Below are 16,309 nucleotides of genomic sequence, written 5' to 3'. Positions count from 1 at the left end.
TCCGATCCCCCCTCTTCCGACGCGACGGCCGCCATCGAATCCCATATTTCTATGCGCACGATGGGGGGATTTCGGATCACGCCCGCGCGATGGCGCGCGAGAAATTTCGCAGCGCTTCATTATGGATAGGGGATGCGGACCTCACGCGCCGGGCAAGGTCGGAGCGCGCGCGGCGGAATCGCGCCGCGGCGTCAGCGATACGCACCCTTCGGCCGCACGCCCGCATGCTTCGGAACGCTGCGCACCGCGATGCTCGAATGGATGCGCTCGACGCCGGGAAGGCGCGACAGGATCGTCTTGTGGATTTCCTCGTAGGCCGCGGCATCGGCGGCGGTGATCCGCAGGATGTAATCGGGATCGCCCGTCATCAGGAAACATTCCTCGATTTCCGGGTGCTGGCGGACGGCTTCCTCGAACCGGTTGAGATAGGCCTCGGTCTGCCGCTCCAGCGTGATACGGATGATGACGATCAGCCCGTCCCGTTCCGTGGGCGCGACGATCGCCGTATAGCCGCGGATCACCCCGCTCGCTTCCAGGTTGCCGACCCGGCGCAGGCAGGCCGAAGGGGAAAGCCCGACCTCGGCCGCCAGCTCGCGATTCGGCATGCGCCCGTTCAGGCGCAGCAGCCGGACGATGTTGCGGTCGATGGCGTCCATTCGAACCCTATCGCATGAGGATGAAACTTAATTCAACCAAAACCGCAAAAACAGAATAATCACGCGTAATTCGCATCCAAAATCCAACATTATTCTGATATTCTTTTTGCCGGAAGGGGATCGTCTTTGCCAGATAATCGCGCGCCCACGGCCCGCTGCGGCCGGCTTTGGATCGACCTGCCGGCGCTGGCCCGCAACTATGCGGCCATCGCCGCGCGCGTCGCCCCCGCTACGGCTGCGGCGGTGGTGAAGGCCGATGCCTATGGCCTCGGTAGCGGTCCGGTGGCCTCGGCGCTGTGGGATGCCGGCTGTCGCCGCTTCTTCGTCGCGCATCTCGACGAGGCGCTGGCGATCCGCGACGAACTTCCGCCGCAGGCCGAACTCATCGTCCTCAACGGCCTGCCGCCGGGCGTCGAGCCGCTATGCGCGCGGCACGGGATCGTTCCCGTCCTCAATTCGCCTGGTCAGGCGGAGCGCTGGGCCGAGACCGCGCGCGCGCTCGATCGGCGGCTTCCCGCCGTCCTGCAACTCGACAGCGGCATGTCGCGGCTCGGGCTCGCCCCCGAAGACGGCGTCCGGCTCGCGCATGACGATCGCTTCCGCCAGGCGGTCGACCTGCGGCTGGTGATGAGCCACCTCGCCTCGTCGGGCACCCCCGACAGCGAGGCCAACGCGATGCAGATCGCCGCGTTCGACCGGCTGGCGGCCGCCTTTCCCGGCGTTCCCCGGTCGCTCGCCAATTCGGGCGGCGCCTTTCTGGCGGCCCCCTATCACAAGGACGTCGTGCGGGCGGGGATCGCGCTCTACGGCGGATCGCCCAGCGGCGACCCGGCCGACGCGCTCGAACCCGTCGTCCGGCTCGACGCGCGGGTCGTGCAGGTCCGCACCGTCCCCGAAGGCACCGGGGTCGGATACGACCTCACCCATCGCTGCACCCGGCCGACGCGCATCGCGACGATCGGCGTCGGCTATGCGGACGGCCTGCCGCGCACGCTCGGCAATCGCGGCGCCGCCTGGTTCGACGGCCGGCGGTTGCCGATCCTCGGGCGCGTGTCGATGGACAGCATCACGCTCGACGTCAGCGACCTGCCCGCCGGGCAGCCGGAGGAAGGCGACTGGGTCGAGATCATCGGCCCGCACCAGCCGGTCGACGTCCTCGCGCGCGATGCGGGGACCATTTCCTACGAGATACTGACGTCGCTCGGCCATCGTTACGACCGGCATTATCTTCCCTTCGCGGGGGTTATTTCAGGGAGGCCGGCATGAAGATCGCGGTTCTTGGCAGCGGGGTGATCGGCGTCACCACCGCCTGGTATCTGGCCGAAGCGGGGCACGAGGTGGTGGTGCTCGACCGCCAGGCCGGCCCGGCGCTCGAAACCAGCTTCGCCAACGCGGGCGAGGTCTCGCCCGGCTATTCCGCCCCGTGGGCCGCACCCGGCATCCCGATGAAGGCGATCCGCTGGCTGATGATGCGGCACGCGCCGCTGATCCTGCGGCCGCAGATCGACGGCGCGATGCTGCGGTGGCTGCTGGCGATGCTGCGCAACTGCACCAGCGCGCGCTATCATGTGAACAAGGCGCGAATGGTCCGCCTCGCCGAATACAGCAAGGACTGCCTCGTCGCGCTGCGCGAGACGACCGGCATCGCCTATGACGAAGGCACCGGCGGCACCCTGCAGCTGTTCCGCACCCAGAAGCAGCTCGACGGCATGGCAAAGGACATCGCGGTGCTGCGCGCGAGCGGTGTCCCGTTCGAGGTGCTCGACCGCGACGGCTGCGTGGCGGTCGAGCCCGGGCTGGGCGCGGCGCGCGACAAGGTGGTGGGCGGGCTGCGGCTGCCCGGCGACGAAACCGGCGACTGCTTCAAATTCACCGCCGCGCTCGCCCGCATGGCGGAGGCGCGCGGCGTCACCTTCCGCTACGGGACCCGGATTCAGGCGCTGCGGCCCGATGTCGGGGTCGAAACCGACCGGGGTCTGGTGACGGCGGACGCCTATGTCGTCGCGCTCGGCAGCTTTTCGCCGCAGATGCTGCGCCCGCTGGGGCTGACCCTGCCCGTCTATCCGGTCAAGGGCTACTCGATCACCGTGCCCGTCGCCGACGCCGCGCACGCGCCGCTTTCGACGCTGATGGACGAAAGCTACAAGATCGCGATCACCCGCCTCGGCGACCGCATCCGCGTCGGCGGCATGGCGGAGATTTCGGGGTACAACAATGCCCTGCCCGAGCGGCGGCGCGAGACATTGCTCCATTCGCTGACCGACCTGTTCCCGGGCGGCGGTGCCATCGACGCCCTCACCTACTGGTCGGGCCTGCGTCCGATGACGCCCGACGGCACGCCGGTCGTCGGCCCGACCCGCTATCCCAACCTGTTCCTCAACACCGGCCACGGCACGCTGGGCTGGACGATGGCGTGCGGATCGGCGCGCGTGATCGCCGACCTGATCGGCGGCCGGCAGCCCGACATCGAAACCGCCGACCTGTCGCTCGCGCGCTACGGCCGCTCCTGACACCTGCAACAACATCGAAAGGAAACAGCATGACCATCAACCGTATCGAGTCCGGGCGGCGCATGAGCCAGGCGGTCGTCCACAACGGGACCATCTACCTGTCGGGTCAGGTCGGGGCGCCGGGCGAAAGCGTCACCGCCCAGACGCGCGCCGTGCTCGCCGCGATCGAGACGCTGCTCGCCGCCGCCGGCTCGGACAAGTCGAAGATCCTCTCGGCGACGATCTGGCTCGCCGACATGGCCGACTTCGCGGAAATGAACGCGGTGTGGGACGAATGGGTCGACGGCAAGGACGCCCCCGCGCGCGCCACCGGCGAAGCGAAGCTGGCTACGCCTGAATACAAGGTTGAGATCATCGTCGTCGCCGCGGCCTGACCGACACCAATGCCGATATCGTTTCAGCATCCATGGTCGGACCCTTCCAGGTGCGGGCGGACCTTGGACCCTGAAACAAGTCGGCCATTATCCCTTTTCGACAAATAGCAGTTCCCCGGCGAAAGCCGGGGTCCAGCTACGTGCGCCTGCCTCGCATGGACCCCGACATCGCCATGCTCCAGCGCATGAAATATAAATTCCTTGATAGGATAATTATAACTGTCTATTTTCTCCAAATAAGGAACGATAGAGATCGGGCCCCATGACCCGGATGGCTCGTTTCGCTGGAGAGAGAGACGATGGACCAACACAAGCACATCCTGCTGGTCGGTGGCGGCGGGCCGACGGGGGCGCTGGTGGTCAACGCCCTGATCGCCGAGGGGCACCGGATCGCGGTGATGAACACCGGGCGCCATCCCGTCGCCTTCGACGGTCCGGTCGAGCATCTGGCGGCCGACCCGAATTTCCTCGAATCCGTGCAGCAGGCCGTTGCCGGGCGCTATTTCGACACCGCGATCGTGCAATATGGCCGCCTCCGCCTCGTCGCGCAGGCGCTGACGGGCCATGTCGAGCATCTGGTCGGCATCACCTCGACCTTCTATCCCGGGTGGATCGACCCGCCGGCGACCGTGCGGCCGACCTCGGAAACCGGCGAAGCGCGCGACTGGTCGGTACAATATCTGGACGAAGGCCTGCCGATGCCGCCGCACGTCCCGCTCGACCCCGTCGGGAAATTCGGCGCGCGCGTGGTAGAGACCGACACGGCGCTGCAATGGGCGCACGCGCAGGGCGATCTCGCGACCACGATCCTGCGCTATCCCCGCATCTACGGGCCGCGCCAGCCCGGCGCGGTCGAATGGAGCATCATCCGCCGCCTGCTCGACGGGCGCGAGCGCATCATCGTCCCCGAAGGCGGCTTCCTGCTGCAAAGCGCGCTCTATGCCGAAAATGCGGCGCGGATCGTGCTGGCCGCCGTGCGCGACCGGCGGACATCGGCGGGGCGGGTCTTCAACTGCGCCGATGGCGAGCCGATCTCGCATCGCAAGTGGATACGGCTGATCGCCGACGCGATGGGCAGGACGGTGGAACTGGTCTCGGCGCCCGCGGCGCTCGCGCGCCCGGCGTGGCCCTATGCCCGCTGGCCGCTGACCGTCGGGCATCACGTCCTCGACATCGGCGACCTCGCCGCGCTCGGCTACACGCCCGCGCCGGTCGCCTACGGCATCCGGCGCACGGTGGACTGGTTCCTCGAAGACCCCGCGGCGCGCGGCGGCGCCGCCGAACCGCAACTGAAGGACGCGTTCCGCTACGACATGGAGGACCGGATCATCGCCGAACTCGACCGCGCCCGCGCCGCGATCGAAGCGATCGATTTCCCCGATTTCGACATGAGCCACTATTACGCGCACCCCAGCCGGCCCGCCCGGTGATCCCTGGTATCAGGCCGGGGCGAAGCGTCCGAACCGGCTTGCGTGAAAGACCAGCGGGGCGCCGTCGGCGACCGCGACGTCATGGACGCGCCCGATGATGATGTGATGGTCCCCCGCGACGGGGCGGTCGGCGACGCGGCACTCGATGCGCGCCAGCGCTCCCTCGACGACGGGAAGCGCGGGGCGCGCCGCGCGCGGGCTTTCGGGCGCGCCGCCCGACCGGGCGTGGCGCAGCGCCAGCTCGACCTGGCCGTCGTTCAGCACGTGCACCGCGAACATCCGTCCCGGCGCGAAGGCCGGAAGGTGGCGGCTCCGGTTGTCGAGGCACCAGAGGACGAGCGGTGGCTCCATCGAGACCGAGGTGAAGGAGTTGGCGGTGATCGCGACGGGCTCCGCGTCGGCGTGGCGCGCGGTGACGACGGTGACCCCGGTGGCGAACAGCCCGAAGACCTGCCGCAGCGCGCGCGCATCGAGCGCCGGCTCAGTCCGCATCCGCGGCCCCCGCCACCACGCCGCCCGCGTGGAGCGCCGCGACCTCCTCGCGGCTGAAGCCATAGGCGGCGAGCACCGCGTCGGTGTCGGCCCCCGGCACGGCGGGCGGTGTGCAGGCGCCCGCCGCGGTGCGGCTGAAGCGCGGCGCCGGGGCCGGCTGGACGAGGCCGCCGACCTCGACGAACACCCCGCGCGCGGCATTGTGCGGGTGCTGCGGGGCCTCGGTCATGCGCAGCACCGGGGCGAAGCAGACGTCGCTGTCGCCGAGCAGCCGGGTCCATTCGTCGCGCGTCCGGCTGCGGAAGATGGCGGCGAGCCGCTCGCGCTGGCCGTCCCACTGCCGCGGGTCGTTGCGGTTTCCGAACTCCGCCGGGTCGATCCCCAGCCGCTCCTGCAACAGCGCGAAGAACTGCGGCTCGAGCGAACCGATCGTGACGAACTCGCCGTCGGCGCACTCATAAACGGCATAGAAGGGCGCGCCGCCGTTCAGGATCGTGCCGCCACGATCCTCGCGGAACATGCCCTGCGCGAGCATTCCGTGCACGCCGGCGGTCAGCAGCGCGGCACCGTCGACCATCGCCGCGTCGACCACCTGCCCCTTCCCCGACCCCCGCGCCTCGAGCAGCGCGCAGACGACGCCGAAGGCGAGCACCAGCCCGCCGCCGCCGAAATCGCCCACCAGATTGAGCGGAGGCACCGGCGGCCCGCCCCGGCCGCCGATGCTGAACAGCGCCCCCGCGAGCGCGATATAGTTGATGTCGTGCCCGGCGCGCTGCGCGAGCGGCCCATCCTGCCCCCACCCCGTCATCCGGCCGACCACCAGCTTCGGATTCCGTTCGAGCAGCAGGTCGGGGGCGAAGCCGAGCCGTTCGAGCACTCCGGGTCGGAACCCCTCGATCAACCCGTCGGCGCCGTCGATCATGCGCAGCAGCGCCGCCTTGCCCTCGTCCTGTTTCAGGTCGAGGCGGATCGACCGGCGATTGCGCGCCAGCACGTCGAAGGGCACCGCGACGCCGATACCGCTCCCCCCGTCGACGCGCTCGACGCGGACCACCTCCGCCCCCATGTCGGCAAGCAGCATGGCGCCGAACGGCGCCGGCCCCAGCCCCGCCAGTTCGATGATGCGAATGCCGGCGAGCGGCCCCCCGCCGACCGTCATTGCGCGCTGCCCACCGGTGGCGCGCTTTCGCTCGCGTCCCAGACCTGCTGGTCGGACAGCGCGATCAGCTTTTCATAAATGCCCGGCGGATAGTTGGTCATATGCGGTCCGGGCGCGTCCGGTCCGGGCTGCGAAACCCCCTGCGCCGACGGCTCATAGACCGGCGGGTTCCGGTATCGCTCAAGCTCCTCCGGACTGATGCCCGCGCGCGCCACGACGTCGGGATCGATCCAGCTATCGGGCGCGATCGGCGCGTCGGAACAGGATAGTTCGAGCGCCAGCCCCTCGGGCCCGGCGAAATAGATCGACTTGCAGAAACCATGGTCGACCGGCCCCAGCACCGGCACGCCCCTGGACCGCAGCCGCGCCTGCATCCGCAGCAGGTCCTCCATGCCCTTCACCTTCAACGCGATGTGCTGCGTCGTTCCGGCGGCGCTCGCCGCGGTCGGATTGCCCGCGTGCGTCTCGCCGAACTTTTGCGGAATGCTCGCGACGAGCGGCCCCTGCACGAAGGCCACCGCGCTTTCGTCGTTCATGCGCAGAAAGCCGTGCCACGTCTCCTTGGCGCCGTGCATCCAGTACAGCGCCACCAGTTCCATCCCCAGCTTGTCGGTGAAGAAATCGATCTGCGTCTTGATGTCCGCCGTGCTGATCGCGAGATGATGTAGCCCCTGCACCCGGTTATCCATGACATTCTCCCGTGCGGCCCGGCCGCGATACGTCAGCGTCCCCTGAAGACCGGCGGGCGCTTCTCCAGAAAGGCGCGGGGCCCCTCGACGGCATCGTCGGTGGCGTGGACCCGCGCCGAAAATTCGGTTTCGACCGCGAGCGCCTCCGTCTCTGGCAGGCCCAGCGTGGCGCGCACCGAGTTGCGCACCGCTTGTACCGCGAGCGGGCCGTTGGCGGCGATGCGGCTCGCGATGCGCATCGCCTCGTCCATGAGCAGCGCGGGATCGACGAGGCTGTTGACGAACCCATAGGCCCGCGCCTCCTCGGCCGAGATGGCCTCCCCGGTCAGCAGCATGTGCATCGCGTGGGCAAAGGGAATCTGGTCGCGCAGGCGCACCGTCGATCCGCCGCCGGGGAACAGCCCGACCTTGACCTCGGGAATGCCGAAGGTGGCGTGCGGGACCGCGACGCGGATGTCGCAGTTCATCACCAGCTCCATCCCGCCGGCCACCGCATGGCCGTTGACGGCCGCGATCAGGGGCTTTCCGATATCGGTCTTGAACGGTCCGCCGCTCTTGCGCCCACCTTCTTTGCGGATGTCCAGCCACCGCCTTTCCCATTCGGTTTCGGGTGCCCGCGCCCCCGTCATCAGCGGGATGACCGCGTCGAGGTCGCCTCCCGCGCAAAAGGCCTTGGTCCCGGCGCCGGTCAGGATGGCGACGCGCAGTTCGTCGGCGGCGCGGACATGCTCGAAGACGTCGATCAGCCGGACCGCCATTTCGGCATCCATCGCGTTGAGCCGTTCGGGGCGATTGAGCGTGATGACTGCTATCGAATCCCGGATTTCCAGATCCACGACTGCCATCGTCAAATCTCCCGGATCGGAGGGAAGCCGAACATCGGAATCATACCAGAATCCCAGGAATTTCCTCGCCAAGCAGCGCGGCTCCATGCAGTTCGAGGCGGGCGTCGAGGTCGAACACGATATGCGCCCCGACGGTGTTCACGTCACGCGCCGCCCGACCCAGTGGGCTGTCCTGAAAATGGCCGCTGGCGCCCGCCGCTTCGCAGACATAGGCGATGACGCTCTTCGACTGGTCGACGGCATGGGCAAGCTGCGTGGCCCAGCGCGTCCGGTCGACGCGCGTCGCGTCGTTACGCAGCCGCATGACGTCCTCGACCAGATGCCGCAGCAGCAGGTAGATCTGCTCGACCTGAACCTCGGCGCGGGCCAGTCGCATATAGCTTGCGGTGCCGACCCGGCGCGTTCCGCCTTCCGCCTTCCGCGCCAGCAGCCGTTCCTTGAACAGGCGCACGCTGTTGCGCGCCTGCCCCAACGCGGGCATCGCCGCCGCCAGTCCCAGCGTCGGCAGCATCGGCGTGCGGTAGAGCGGGTTCGGGTGGAGGCTTGCTCCGGGCGTGTTGCCCTCGATCATGTCGGGGAAGGACAGCATCCGGCCGTCGGGGATGAAGGCGTCCTCGATCAGCACGTCGTTGCTGCCGGTCGCCTGCATCCCGTCGACGAACCACGTGTCCTCCACCCGCACCTCCGATCGGGGCAAGGCAAAGAACATCGGCACCCGCTTGCCGTCCTCGCGCGTCACGATCGCCGCGGGCAGCACCCAGTCGGCGTGCATGATCCCCGTGCTCCACGACCAGCGCCCGTTCAGGCGATACCCTCCCTCGACGCGCGTCACCTGGCCGGTCGGGGACAGCATCGCCGGGGCCAGCGCATAGCTCCGGCTCGCGAACAGCTCTTCCTGGAACGCGCGGGGAAAGAGGCAGAATATCCAGACATGCTCGATATAGAAATTCGCGACCCAGGCCATCGACGCGTCGCCCTCGCTCAGCGCGAGTCCGACCTCGAAGAAGGTGTCGAGGTCGAACTCGAACCCGCCGTACACGCGCGGCGCCATCAGCTTGAAGATCTCCGCCTCCTCCAGCGCCCGGATGACCGTGTCGGTCGGGCGCCGCAGCGCCTCGGCCTCGCGCGCCTCCGCGGCCAGCAGCGCGGACAGGCGCTTCGCCCTCCCGACCAGTTCTTCCTTCGTGGTGGCCGGTGCTTTCGCGCCGGGCGCCTCGCGAGCCAAAGTCTCTGCCGTCATCATGTCACTCCGTGGTCCCCGCGAGCGCCCGGACGTCGGGGCTCGCGATCATCCTTCACCGAAACTTGAACTGCAATTGCACCGCGATCGTCCGCGGCGGGTCGACATATTGCTCGTAATTGTTGCCGAGGATGTTCGACAGCGGGATGTCGTCGCCGAAATGCGCGGTCGTCTTGTCGGTCAGATTCTTGCCCACCAGCGCGAGCGAAAACGCCTCGTTCGGCGACGTCAGCGTGATCGACGCGTCGAGCTTGGTGAACGCCCGCTGCGCCACGAAGGGATCGAGGTCGCCCGCGGTGAAGAAGGAACCGCTGTGGAACAATTGCCCGTCGACCGAATAGGTCCAGCCGCCGGCGAGCCCGTCCTCCCAGCGCGCGTTGAGCGTCCCGGAGAATTTCGGCGCATAGGGCAGCCGCTTTCCGGTCAGGTTGCAGGTCGTGCCCTGGCCGAACGGACAGGGACCGGCCGGATAGGAATCATATTCCGATTTCAGATAGGTCGCGGACACGCCCAGCGTCAGCCGGTCCGACGCGGCGAACTGGGCCTGCGCCTCGACGCCCGCGGAGGTGGCCGCCGCCGCATTGCCGACGATCAGCGCCGCGACGCCGTCGAAGATGCTGACCTGCAGATTGTCGTACTGGCTATAGAAGGCCGCGACCTGCCCGCGCAGCCGCCGGTCGGCGCTTTCGCCCTTGATGCCGATCTCAAAACTGTCGACCTTCTCGTCGTCGAAGATGATCGCGTTCAGCTTGCCCTTGGTGTCCCCCTCGTCGAAGCCGCCGGCCTTGAAGCCCTGCGTGTAGGAGGCATAGTACATCACGTCGCCCGGCTTGTAGCGCAGCGTCAGCGCGAGCGAATGGTTGTTCGTGCTGCGCTCGATGTCGTTCAGCTGATGCGGAACGCCGAGCCCGATCGCCGAGAAGATCGTCAGATTGGGATTGGGCGTCAGCGAGCCGAGGTCGGAGAAATAGAATCGCTTGTCCATCCCCTTCCTGTCGTAGGTGTAGCGATAGCCGGCGACGAGCGACAGCGCATCGGTGGCGTTGATCGTGCCCTCGGCAAAGACCGACCAGTTGTCCGTCGTCTGCCGGAAATTCTGCACGCGCGTGCCGCTGCCGAACGGCAGCGGGGTCTGCGAGAAATTCAGGAACGCCAGCTTGTCGCTGCGCAGCTTTTCCGACGACAGATAGACGCCCCCCTGATATTCGAACACCCCGCCCGACGCCGACGCCAGCCGCAGTTCCTGCGCCCACGACCGCCAGCTCTGATCCCATAGCTGATGGATCAGGTCGAGCGGCGTGAAATCGCTGTCGAAGGCATAATCGACGTCATAGCCGGCATAGCTGGTGACGCTGGTCAGGGTGTGCGAGCCTAGGTCGAGCGTCGCGGTGAGGTTGGCGTTGTACGTGGACGCATCCTCGAACTCCCGGTTGAAGCGGTTGGCCACCCCGGGCCCCGACTTGCGATAGTTCAGCTCATATTCGGCGTTGGGATCGATCGGCTGGATCAGTTGCCGCAAAGTCGGCGACGCCTTGCTGATCTGCGCGCGCCCGCCCCGCATCCGCGCCTTGCCATATTCGCCCTTCAGCAGGACCTCCAACCGGTCCGTCGGGTTCCACGCCAGCGTCGCGCGCCCCACCCAGTCGCGCCGCCGCGGCTCTTCGGTGCCCAGGAATGTGTTCTTGACGAAACCGTCGGTGATATAGGAGCGGAACACCACACGCGCCGCGAGCGTGTCGGACAGCGGCCCCGACAGGATGCCGGTGGTGCGGAACGTCCCGAACTGCGGCTCGATATATTCCTGGATCGACGCCTCGAACGTGTCCGTCGGCTTGCGCGTCGTGATGTTCAGCGCGCCGCCGATCGTGTTCTTGCCGAACAGGATCGGCTGCGGCCCCTTCAGCACCTCGATGCGGTCGACGTCGAGGAAGGCGTGCCGCGACGACTGGCCGCGCCCGAAATAGACGCCGTCGACGAAGGTGCCGACCGACATTTCGAAACCCTGGTTCTCGCCCGACCCGATCCCGCGAATGAACAGCAGGTCGCCGACCGGGGTGGGCGTCACCGACACGCCGGGCACCGCCTTCAGCGCTTCGCCGAGCATCTGGACGCCCTGCTTGTCGAGGCTCTGTCCCCCGACGACCGCGACCGACACCGGCACGTCGAGCAGATTCTCCTCGCGCTTCCGCGCCGTGACGATGATCTCGTCGAGGCCGCTGCCCGATGCGTCGGGGCGCGCCGACTGCCCGGTTCCGGCGTCCTGCGCGAACGCGGCGGGGGATTGGAGCGACAGCGCCAGCGCCGTCGCCGTCAGAAGTCCCATTCTGGCCTTGATGGTATACGCAACAGACATCTCTTCCCTCCCCAATGTCAGGACCATATGCGCGGCCCTTGTTCCCAATTATCCATCTGATTTTATGTTATGATTTCTCTCTTCCGATCAGGTCCGGATCGTGCTGGCCGATCGGCGGCGCCGGATGGCGGATCGTCGTCGGCGTGCGCGAGAATTTGACCGATGGGCCGGTGAGCTTCGCCTCCACCCCGTCGGACAGGCGCACGGCTTGCAACATATCGCGCGCGGCGATGTGCGGCTCGGCGGCGACGTCGGCGTAGGTATTGACGCGCGTGACGGCCAATCCGCGCGCCGAAAAGGCGGCGATGACCTCGTCCACGGGGCGCGGCGCGCACCAGCCCGCGAGCAGGCCGTTCAACTCTTCGCGGCGTTCGAGCCGTTCGGCGAGCTTCAGACCCGACAGGTCGGGCCGGCCGATCAGTTCGGCCATCGCATCCCAGTGCGTATCGAGCAGCGTCGCGATATAGGCGTGGCCGTCGGCGCACGGATAGGTGTTGGCCGGCATCGCCTTCAGGAACTGGTTGCCCGTCTTGGGCAGGTCGAGCCCATAGGCGCCGACGGTCAGATTCCCGTTGCTGGTATAGAGCAGGCAGTCGGTCAGCGCGACGTCGACATGCTGCCCCTCGCCGGTGCGATCGCGATGGCGCAGCGCCGCGAGCAGCCCCAGCGCCGCATGCAGGCCGGCGAGGTCGTCCGCCAGATAGGTCGGCGCCTTCAACGGCCCCGCTCCCGGCTCACCCGCCACCGACGTCCAGCCGCAGTAATTCTGGGCGATCGGGTCGTAACAGGCCCGGTCCGACAGCGGCCCGAACTGCCCGAAGCCGCTGATCGAGACATAGACGATGTCGGGCTTGATCTTCGCGATGTCGTGATAGCCCAGACCCCATTTGGCAAGGGTTCCGGGCTTGAAATTCTCGATCAGGACGTCCGCCTGTTCGCACAGCTTCAGGAACGCCGCCTTGTCGTCCGGGTCGCGGACGTCGAGGGCGACATTCTGCTTGTTCCGGTTCACCGTCTCGTGCTGGACCATCAGGTCCGAACCGGGGATGCCGTGCGGCTGGCGCCGCATCACTTCGCCCGCCGGATGCTCGACCTTGATGACCCGGGCGCCGAAGTCGGCGAGGATGCAACCGGCCATCGGGCCGGCCCACGACGTCGTCAGCTCGATCACGGTCAGGCCCTGGCACGGGCCGGTGCAATCGTGTCGCGCGTCTCTGTAGAACTCGGCCTTTTCCAAAATCTCTCTCCCGATCCGTTTCCGCAGAGCTTTTGCCGTCTACAGAGCGAAGGAATAGCCCCCATTGACGGGGTAGGTTTGCCCGGTGATCCAGCTTGCCGCGTCCGACGCGAGGAAAAGCGCCATGTTGGCGATATCCTCCGGCTCGCCGAACCGCCGGATCACATATTGGCCGAGCATCCGGCGGGCGCGTTCCGGGTCCTCGGTGACGTCGGCCACGCCCGGCGTGCGCGTCGTCGCGATGGCGATATTGTTCGCCGTCACCCCGTGACGTCCCATCGTTCTGGCAACCGCGCGCGTGAAGCCCGCCGCGCCGGCCTTCGCCGCGGAATAGATTTCGAGACCCGGTTCGCCGACCCGTCCGGCATCGGATACGATCGTGACCAGCCGGCCGAATTTCCGCTCCATCATCGCCGGCAGAACGGCACTGGAGCAGTTCAGCACGCCGTACAGATTGACGCCCAGAAAGGCGTCCCACGTCGCGCGGGATGCCGACCAGAATGGTGCCGGTTCGACCTCGTCCGGCTTCGCCCCCATGTTGCCGGCATTGTTGACGAGGATATCGACCGGACCGAACGCCTCCGCGGCCTTCGCCACCATCGCCTCCACGGCATCGCGGTCGGTCACGTCCGCCGCGATGCCGACCGCTTCGCCCCCCAGCGCGCGAACCTCTTCCGCAACCGCCTCCGCGCGGTCGGCGCGGAAATCATTGACGACGACTGCCCGGGCTCCCGCTCCGGCAAAATGCAGGGCGATCCGGCGGCCGACGCCCTGCCCCGCTCCGGTGACGAGGCATGTGCGCCCTTCCAATGTCAGAATCTGCCGGTTCAACGCTATCCCCCCTTCAGCGCACCGTCGTCTTGTGCGGAGAGAATATCCCCGCATAGACGGCATCGTTCGTCATCGAACGCTCACGAAAATCGTCGCGCTCCTCCTTCGATCCCATGTCGCGGACGACCCGGCGCTCTATCGCCAGCCCCTCCGCGAGCGGCAGGTCGAGCGACCGGTTGAGGAGCGCCTTGCCGGCCGCGAGGGCATAGGGCGCCTTGCCGACGAGTTGCCCCACCAGATCCTCGACGCACCGGTCGAGCGCCTCTCGCGACGCGACCGCCGTCACCAGGCCGACCGCAAGCGCCTCGCGCGCACTCAGCGAGCCGCCGAGCAGGATCAGTTCCTTGGCCTTGGCGAGCCCGACCAGCCGCGGCAGGCGCTGCGTGCCGCCGGCCCCGGGCAGCGCGCCGAAGCGGATTTCGGGAAGGCCGATCTTCGCGTCGTCCACCATGATGCGGAAATCGCAGGCAAGCGCGATTTCACACCCGCCCCCCATTGCCGCGCCGTTGATGACCGCGATGACCGGCTTCGCCACCGCCTCGATATGGCTGACGAAATCCCGGCGCGGATCGCCGGTGACGCCTTCTTCGGTGATCATGTCCTCGATCTCGCGCAGGTCGGCGCCGCCGCAGAAATGCTTTTCGCCCGCACCGGTCACCAGGATGCACGCGATCTCGCGATCGGCCTCGAGTTCGTCGAGCGCGTCGTTGAAATCGACCGTGAGCTGCATCGTGATCGTGTTGGCGCGCGCCGGACGGTCGAGGATGATCGTCGCGATCGCCCCGCTGCGCTCGATACGGATCGGCCTGGCCTGTTGCAAAACCCACTCCCATGTATTGCTTGACTGAGGAATTTAATAATCTCATATTATCCAAGTCAACACATTTTTTGAAATGGGGGAAAAGCTTTGGCGGGGCTCTTTTTGGAAGGCGAACCGAACCCGGCGCTCAGGGGGCAGGAATGCGAAGGCTGCGGCCGCGTCGCCTTTCCGCCCAATCCCTACGGCTGCGAAAAATGCGGGGCGCCGGCCGCGAAGCTGGTCGACCGCCCGCTGGCCGGGCGGGGGCGCATCGTGGCATTCGTGACGACGACCCACGCGAACCGGCGCGATTTGTCGGTGCCCTATACGGTGGCGTCGATCGCGCTCGACGATGGCCCGGTCATTCGGGCGATCATGACCGACTCGACCGGCGAATCGCTCGCCGCGGGCGATGCGGTCGAAACCGTGCTCGTCGAGCGAGCGGCGGACGAGGAAAGCACCGACCGCGTCCTGCGGTTCCAGAAGTGCGAGGCGGCGTGATGCGCCGGCCGTTGCGCGATTATCGCCCCGTCCATGTCGTCGGGATCGGCCTCCATCGGTTCCAGCCGCTCAGCGAGACGACCTATGTCGAACTCGGCCTGACGGCGATTCGCGAGGCAATGGCCGATGCCGGGATCGCCTTTTCCGCCATCGACTCCGCCTATTGCGGGACGGCGCTGCTCGGCATGGCGCCCAGCCGTGCGATGCTGAGGCATCTCGGGGCCTCGGGCCTGCCGATCACCCAGATCGAAAATGCCTCGGCTTCGGGATCGACGGCCGTACGTCAGGCGGTTCTCGAAGTCGCCAGCGGCATGGCGGACGTGTCGCTCGCGATCGGGCTCGACAAACCCGCCCCGATCCGCCTCGCCCACGAAGCGGCGGGCGTTCCCGATCTGGTCAACGCCTATGCCTCGCCTTTCACGCATTTCGCGCTGCTCGCCGACGATTATATGCGCCGGTACGGGGTCACCGCCGAACAGGTTGCCCGGGTCGCGGAAAAGAATTTCCGGAACGCATCGAAGAACCCCCACGCGCACCGGCAAAAGGGCTATTCGCTCGCGGAGATATTGTCCGGCCCCAATATCTCCGGCCCCCTGACCCGGCTGCAATGCTGCCCGATCGGGGAAGGCGCCGCCGCCGTGATCGTCGCGTCCGACGACGCCATCGCGCGGCTCGGCCTCTCGCGCGCGCGCAGCGTCCGGGTCCTCTCGTCGACGTCGCGCTCGGAGCGGGTTTACGACCCCGGCGCCGATCCCGACACCGAGCTGACCCGTGAAACGCTGGCCATGAGCTGCGCGGAAGCGGGCGTTTCACCCGGCGACCTCGACGTCGTCGAATTTCACGACGGTTTCTCGATCGAGGAGCTGCTCTACGTCGAGGCGCTGGGCGTCTGCCCGCCCGGGCAGGCCGCCGGACAACTGGCGCGCGGCGATTTCGACATCGGCGGGCGCGTTGCGATCAATCCCTCGGGCGGCCTTCTGGCGATGGGGCATCCTATCGGTCCGACCGGCGTCGGCCAGATTTGCGAGATCGCGCGACAACTCCGCGGCGAAGCCGGCTCGCGTCAGCACCCGGGGGCCCGTCTCGGGCTCGCCCATATGGTCGGCATCGGCTCGGTGTGCGTCGTCCACATCCTTTCGGCCGCCGATTGACCCCGGCTCGCACCGGTCCGTCAGCATCAGTCAACAGGAATC

Annotated in this window: 16 protein-coding genes; 6 read left to right on the top strand and 10 right to left on the bottom strand. The window is 67.7% G+C overall.

Translation table 11 applies throughout. From position 1 onward, the window contains the following. Positions 1-191: 191 nt before the first annotated feature. Positions 192-656 (bottom strand): Lrp/AsnC family transcriptional regulator, encoded by a 465-nt coding sequence (locus ABS88_RS00840; protein WP_067184830.1) that lies wholly within the window; start codon positions 654-656, stop codon positions 192-194. Between the two features lie 126 nt (positions 657-782). Here ABS88_RS00840 and alr point away from each other — a divergent pair, with 126 nt between their 5' ends. The 4 genes from alr (at position 783) to ABS88_RS00820 (ending at position 4,970) form a co-directional block, all read left to right on the top strand. Next, on the top strand, positions 783-1,922 hold the full coding sequence (gene alr, locus ABS88_RS00835; protein WP_076076013.1) for an alanine racemase: 1,140 nt from the start codon (positions 783-785) through the stop codon (positions 1,920-1,922). Further along, positions 1,919-3,166: a D-amino acid dehydrogenase gene (locus tag ABS88_RS00830; protein WP_076076016.1), complete on the top strand. Its 1,248-nt coding sequence runs from the start codon at positions 1,919-1,921 to the stop codon at positions 3,164-3,166. Before alr ends, ABS88_RS00830 begins: the two co-directional genes overlap by 4 nt. A gap of 29 nt (positions 3,167-3,195) precedes the next feature. Further along, on the top strand, positions 3,196-3,540 hold the full coding sequence (locus ABS88_RS00825; RefSeq protein WP_067107944.1) for a RidA family protein: 345 nt from the start codon (positions 3,196-3,198) through the stop codon (positions 3,538-3,540). Positions 3,541-3,839: 299 nt separating this feature from the next. Further along, positions 3,840-4,970: an NAD-dependent epimerase/dehydratase family protein gene (locus ABS88_RS00820; RefSeq protein WP_076076018.1), complete on the top strand. Its 1,131-nt coding sequence runs from the start codon at positions 3,840-3,842 to the stop codon at positions 4,968-4,970. A gap of 9 nt (positions 4,971-4,979) precedes the next feature. Here the strand turns inward: ABS88_RS00820 and ABS88_RS00815 are convergent, their stop codons facing one another. From ABS88_RS00815 to ABS88_RS00775, 9 genes are all read right to left on the bottom strand, one after another. Then, complete coding sequence (locus tag ABS88_RS00815; protein WP_104959751.1) at positions 4,980-5,462, bottom strand: flavin reductase family protein; 483 nt, start codon at positions 5,460-5,462, stop codon at positions 4,980-4,982. Next, entirely contained in the window at positions 5,452-6,621 is a 1,170-nt protein-coding gene (locus ABS88_RS00810) for a CaiB/BaiF CoA transferase family protein (RefSeq protein ID WP_104959752.1), read from the bottom strand. The genes ABS88_RS00815 and ABS88_RS00810 overlap by 11 nt, the downstream gene beginning before the upstream one ends. Beyond that, a complete protein-coding gene (locus ABS88_RS00805) occupies positions 6,618-7,310 on the bottom strand; it encodes a VOC family protein (protein ID WP_076076028.1) in 693 nt (230 codons plus the stop codon). The genes ABS88_RS00810 and ABS88_RS00805 overlap by 4 nt, the downstream gene beginning before the upstream one ends. A 32-nt stretch (positions 7,311-7,342) precedes the next feature. Beyond that, the gene (locus ABS88_RS00800; RefSeq protein WP_104959753.1) at positions 7,343-8,155 is read right to left on the bottom strand and encodes an enoyl-CoA hydratase-related protein; all 813 of its coding nucleotides are present in this window, start codon (positions 8,153-8,155) and stop codon (positions 7,343-7,345) included. Positions 8,156-8,195: 40 nt separating this feature from the next. After that, positions 8,196-9,395 (bottom strand): acyl-CoA dehydrogenase family protein, encoded by a 1,200-nt coding sequence (locus ABS88_RS00795; RefSeq protein ID WP_207797305.1) that lies wholly within the window; start codon positions 9,393-9,395, stop codon positions 8,196-8,198. Between the two features lie 55 nt (positions 9,396-9,450). Continuing rightward, complete coding sequence (locus ABS88_RS00790) at positions 9,451-11,748, bottom strand: TonB-dependent receptor (protein WP_286748672.1); 2,298 nt, start codon at positions 11,746-11,748, stop codon at positions 9,451-9,453. 67 nt (positions 11,749-11,815) lie between these two features. Beyond that, positions 11,816-12,919, bottom strand: coding sequence for a CaiB/BaiF CoA transferase family protein (locus ABS88_RS00785; protein WP_158682251.1), 1,104 nt, complete (start codon positions 12,917-12,919; stop codon positions 11,816-11,818). Between the two features lie 105 nt (positions 12,920-13,024). Further along, positions 13,025-13,816, bottom strand: a complete 792-nt coding sequence (locus ABS88_RS00780; protein WP_067110639.1) for an SDR family NAD(P)-dependent oxidoreductase — start codon at positions 13,814-13,816, stop codon at positions 13,025-13,027. 13 nt (positions 13,817-13,829) lie between these two features. Then, entirely contained in the window at positions 13,830-14,636 is an 807-nt protein-coding gene (locus tag ABS88_RS00775; protein ID WP_076076040.1) for an enoyl-CoA hydratase/isomerase family protein, read from the bottom strand. Positions 14,637-14,723: 87 nt separating this feature from the next. Here ABS88_RS00775 and ABS88_RS00770 point away from each other — a divergent pair, with 87 nt between their 5' ends. Both ABS88_RS00770 and ABS88_RS00765 read left to right on the top strand, forming a co-directional pair. After that, complete coding sequence (locus ABS88_RS00770; RefSeq protein WP_076076043.1) at positions 14,724-15,116, top strand: Zn-ribbon domain-containing OB-fold protein; 393 nt, start codon at positions 14,724-14,726, stop codon at positions 15,114-15,116. Beyond that, entirely contained in the window at positions 15,116-16,267 is a 1,152-nt protein-coding gene (locus tag ABS88_RS00765; RefSeq protein ID WP_076076046.1) for a thiolase family protein, read from the top strand. Before ABS88_RS00770 ends, ABS88_RS00765 begins: the two co-directional genes overlap by 1 nt. Positions 16,268-16,309 lie beyond the last annotated feature (42 nt).

The sequence above is a fragment of the Sphingopyxis sp. SCN 67-31 genome (genome assembly GCF_001725095.1).
Note: the sequence above shows the minus strand (reverse complement) of the source record. Positions and strands in the feature narration are given on the sequence as shown.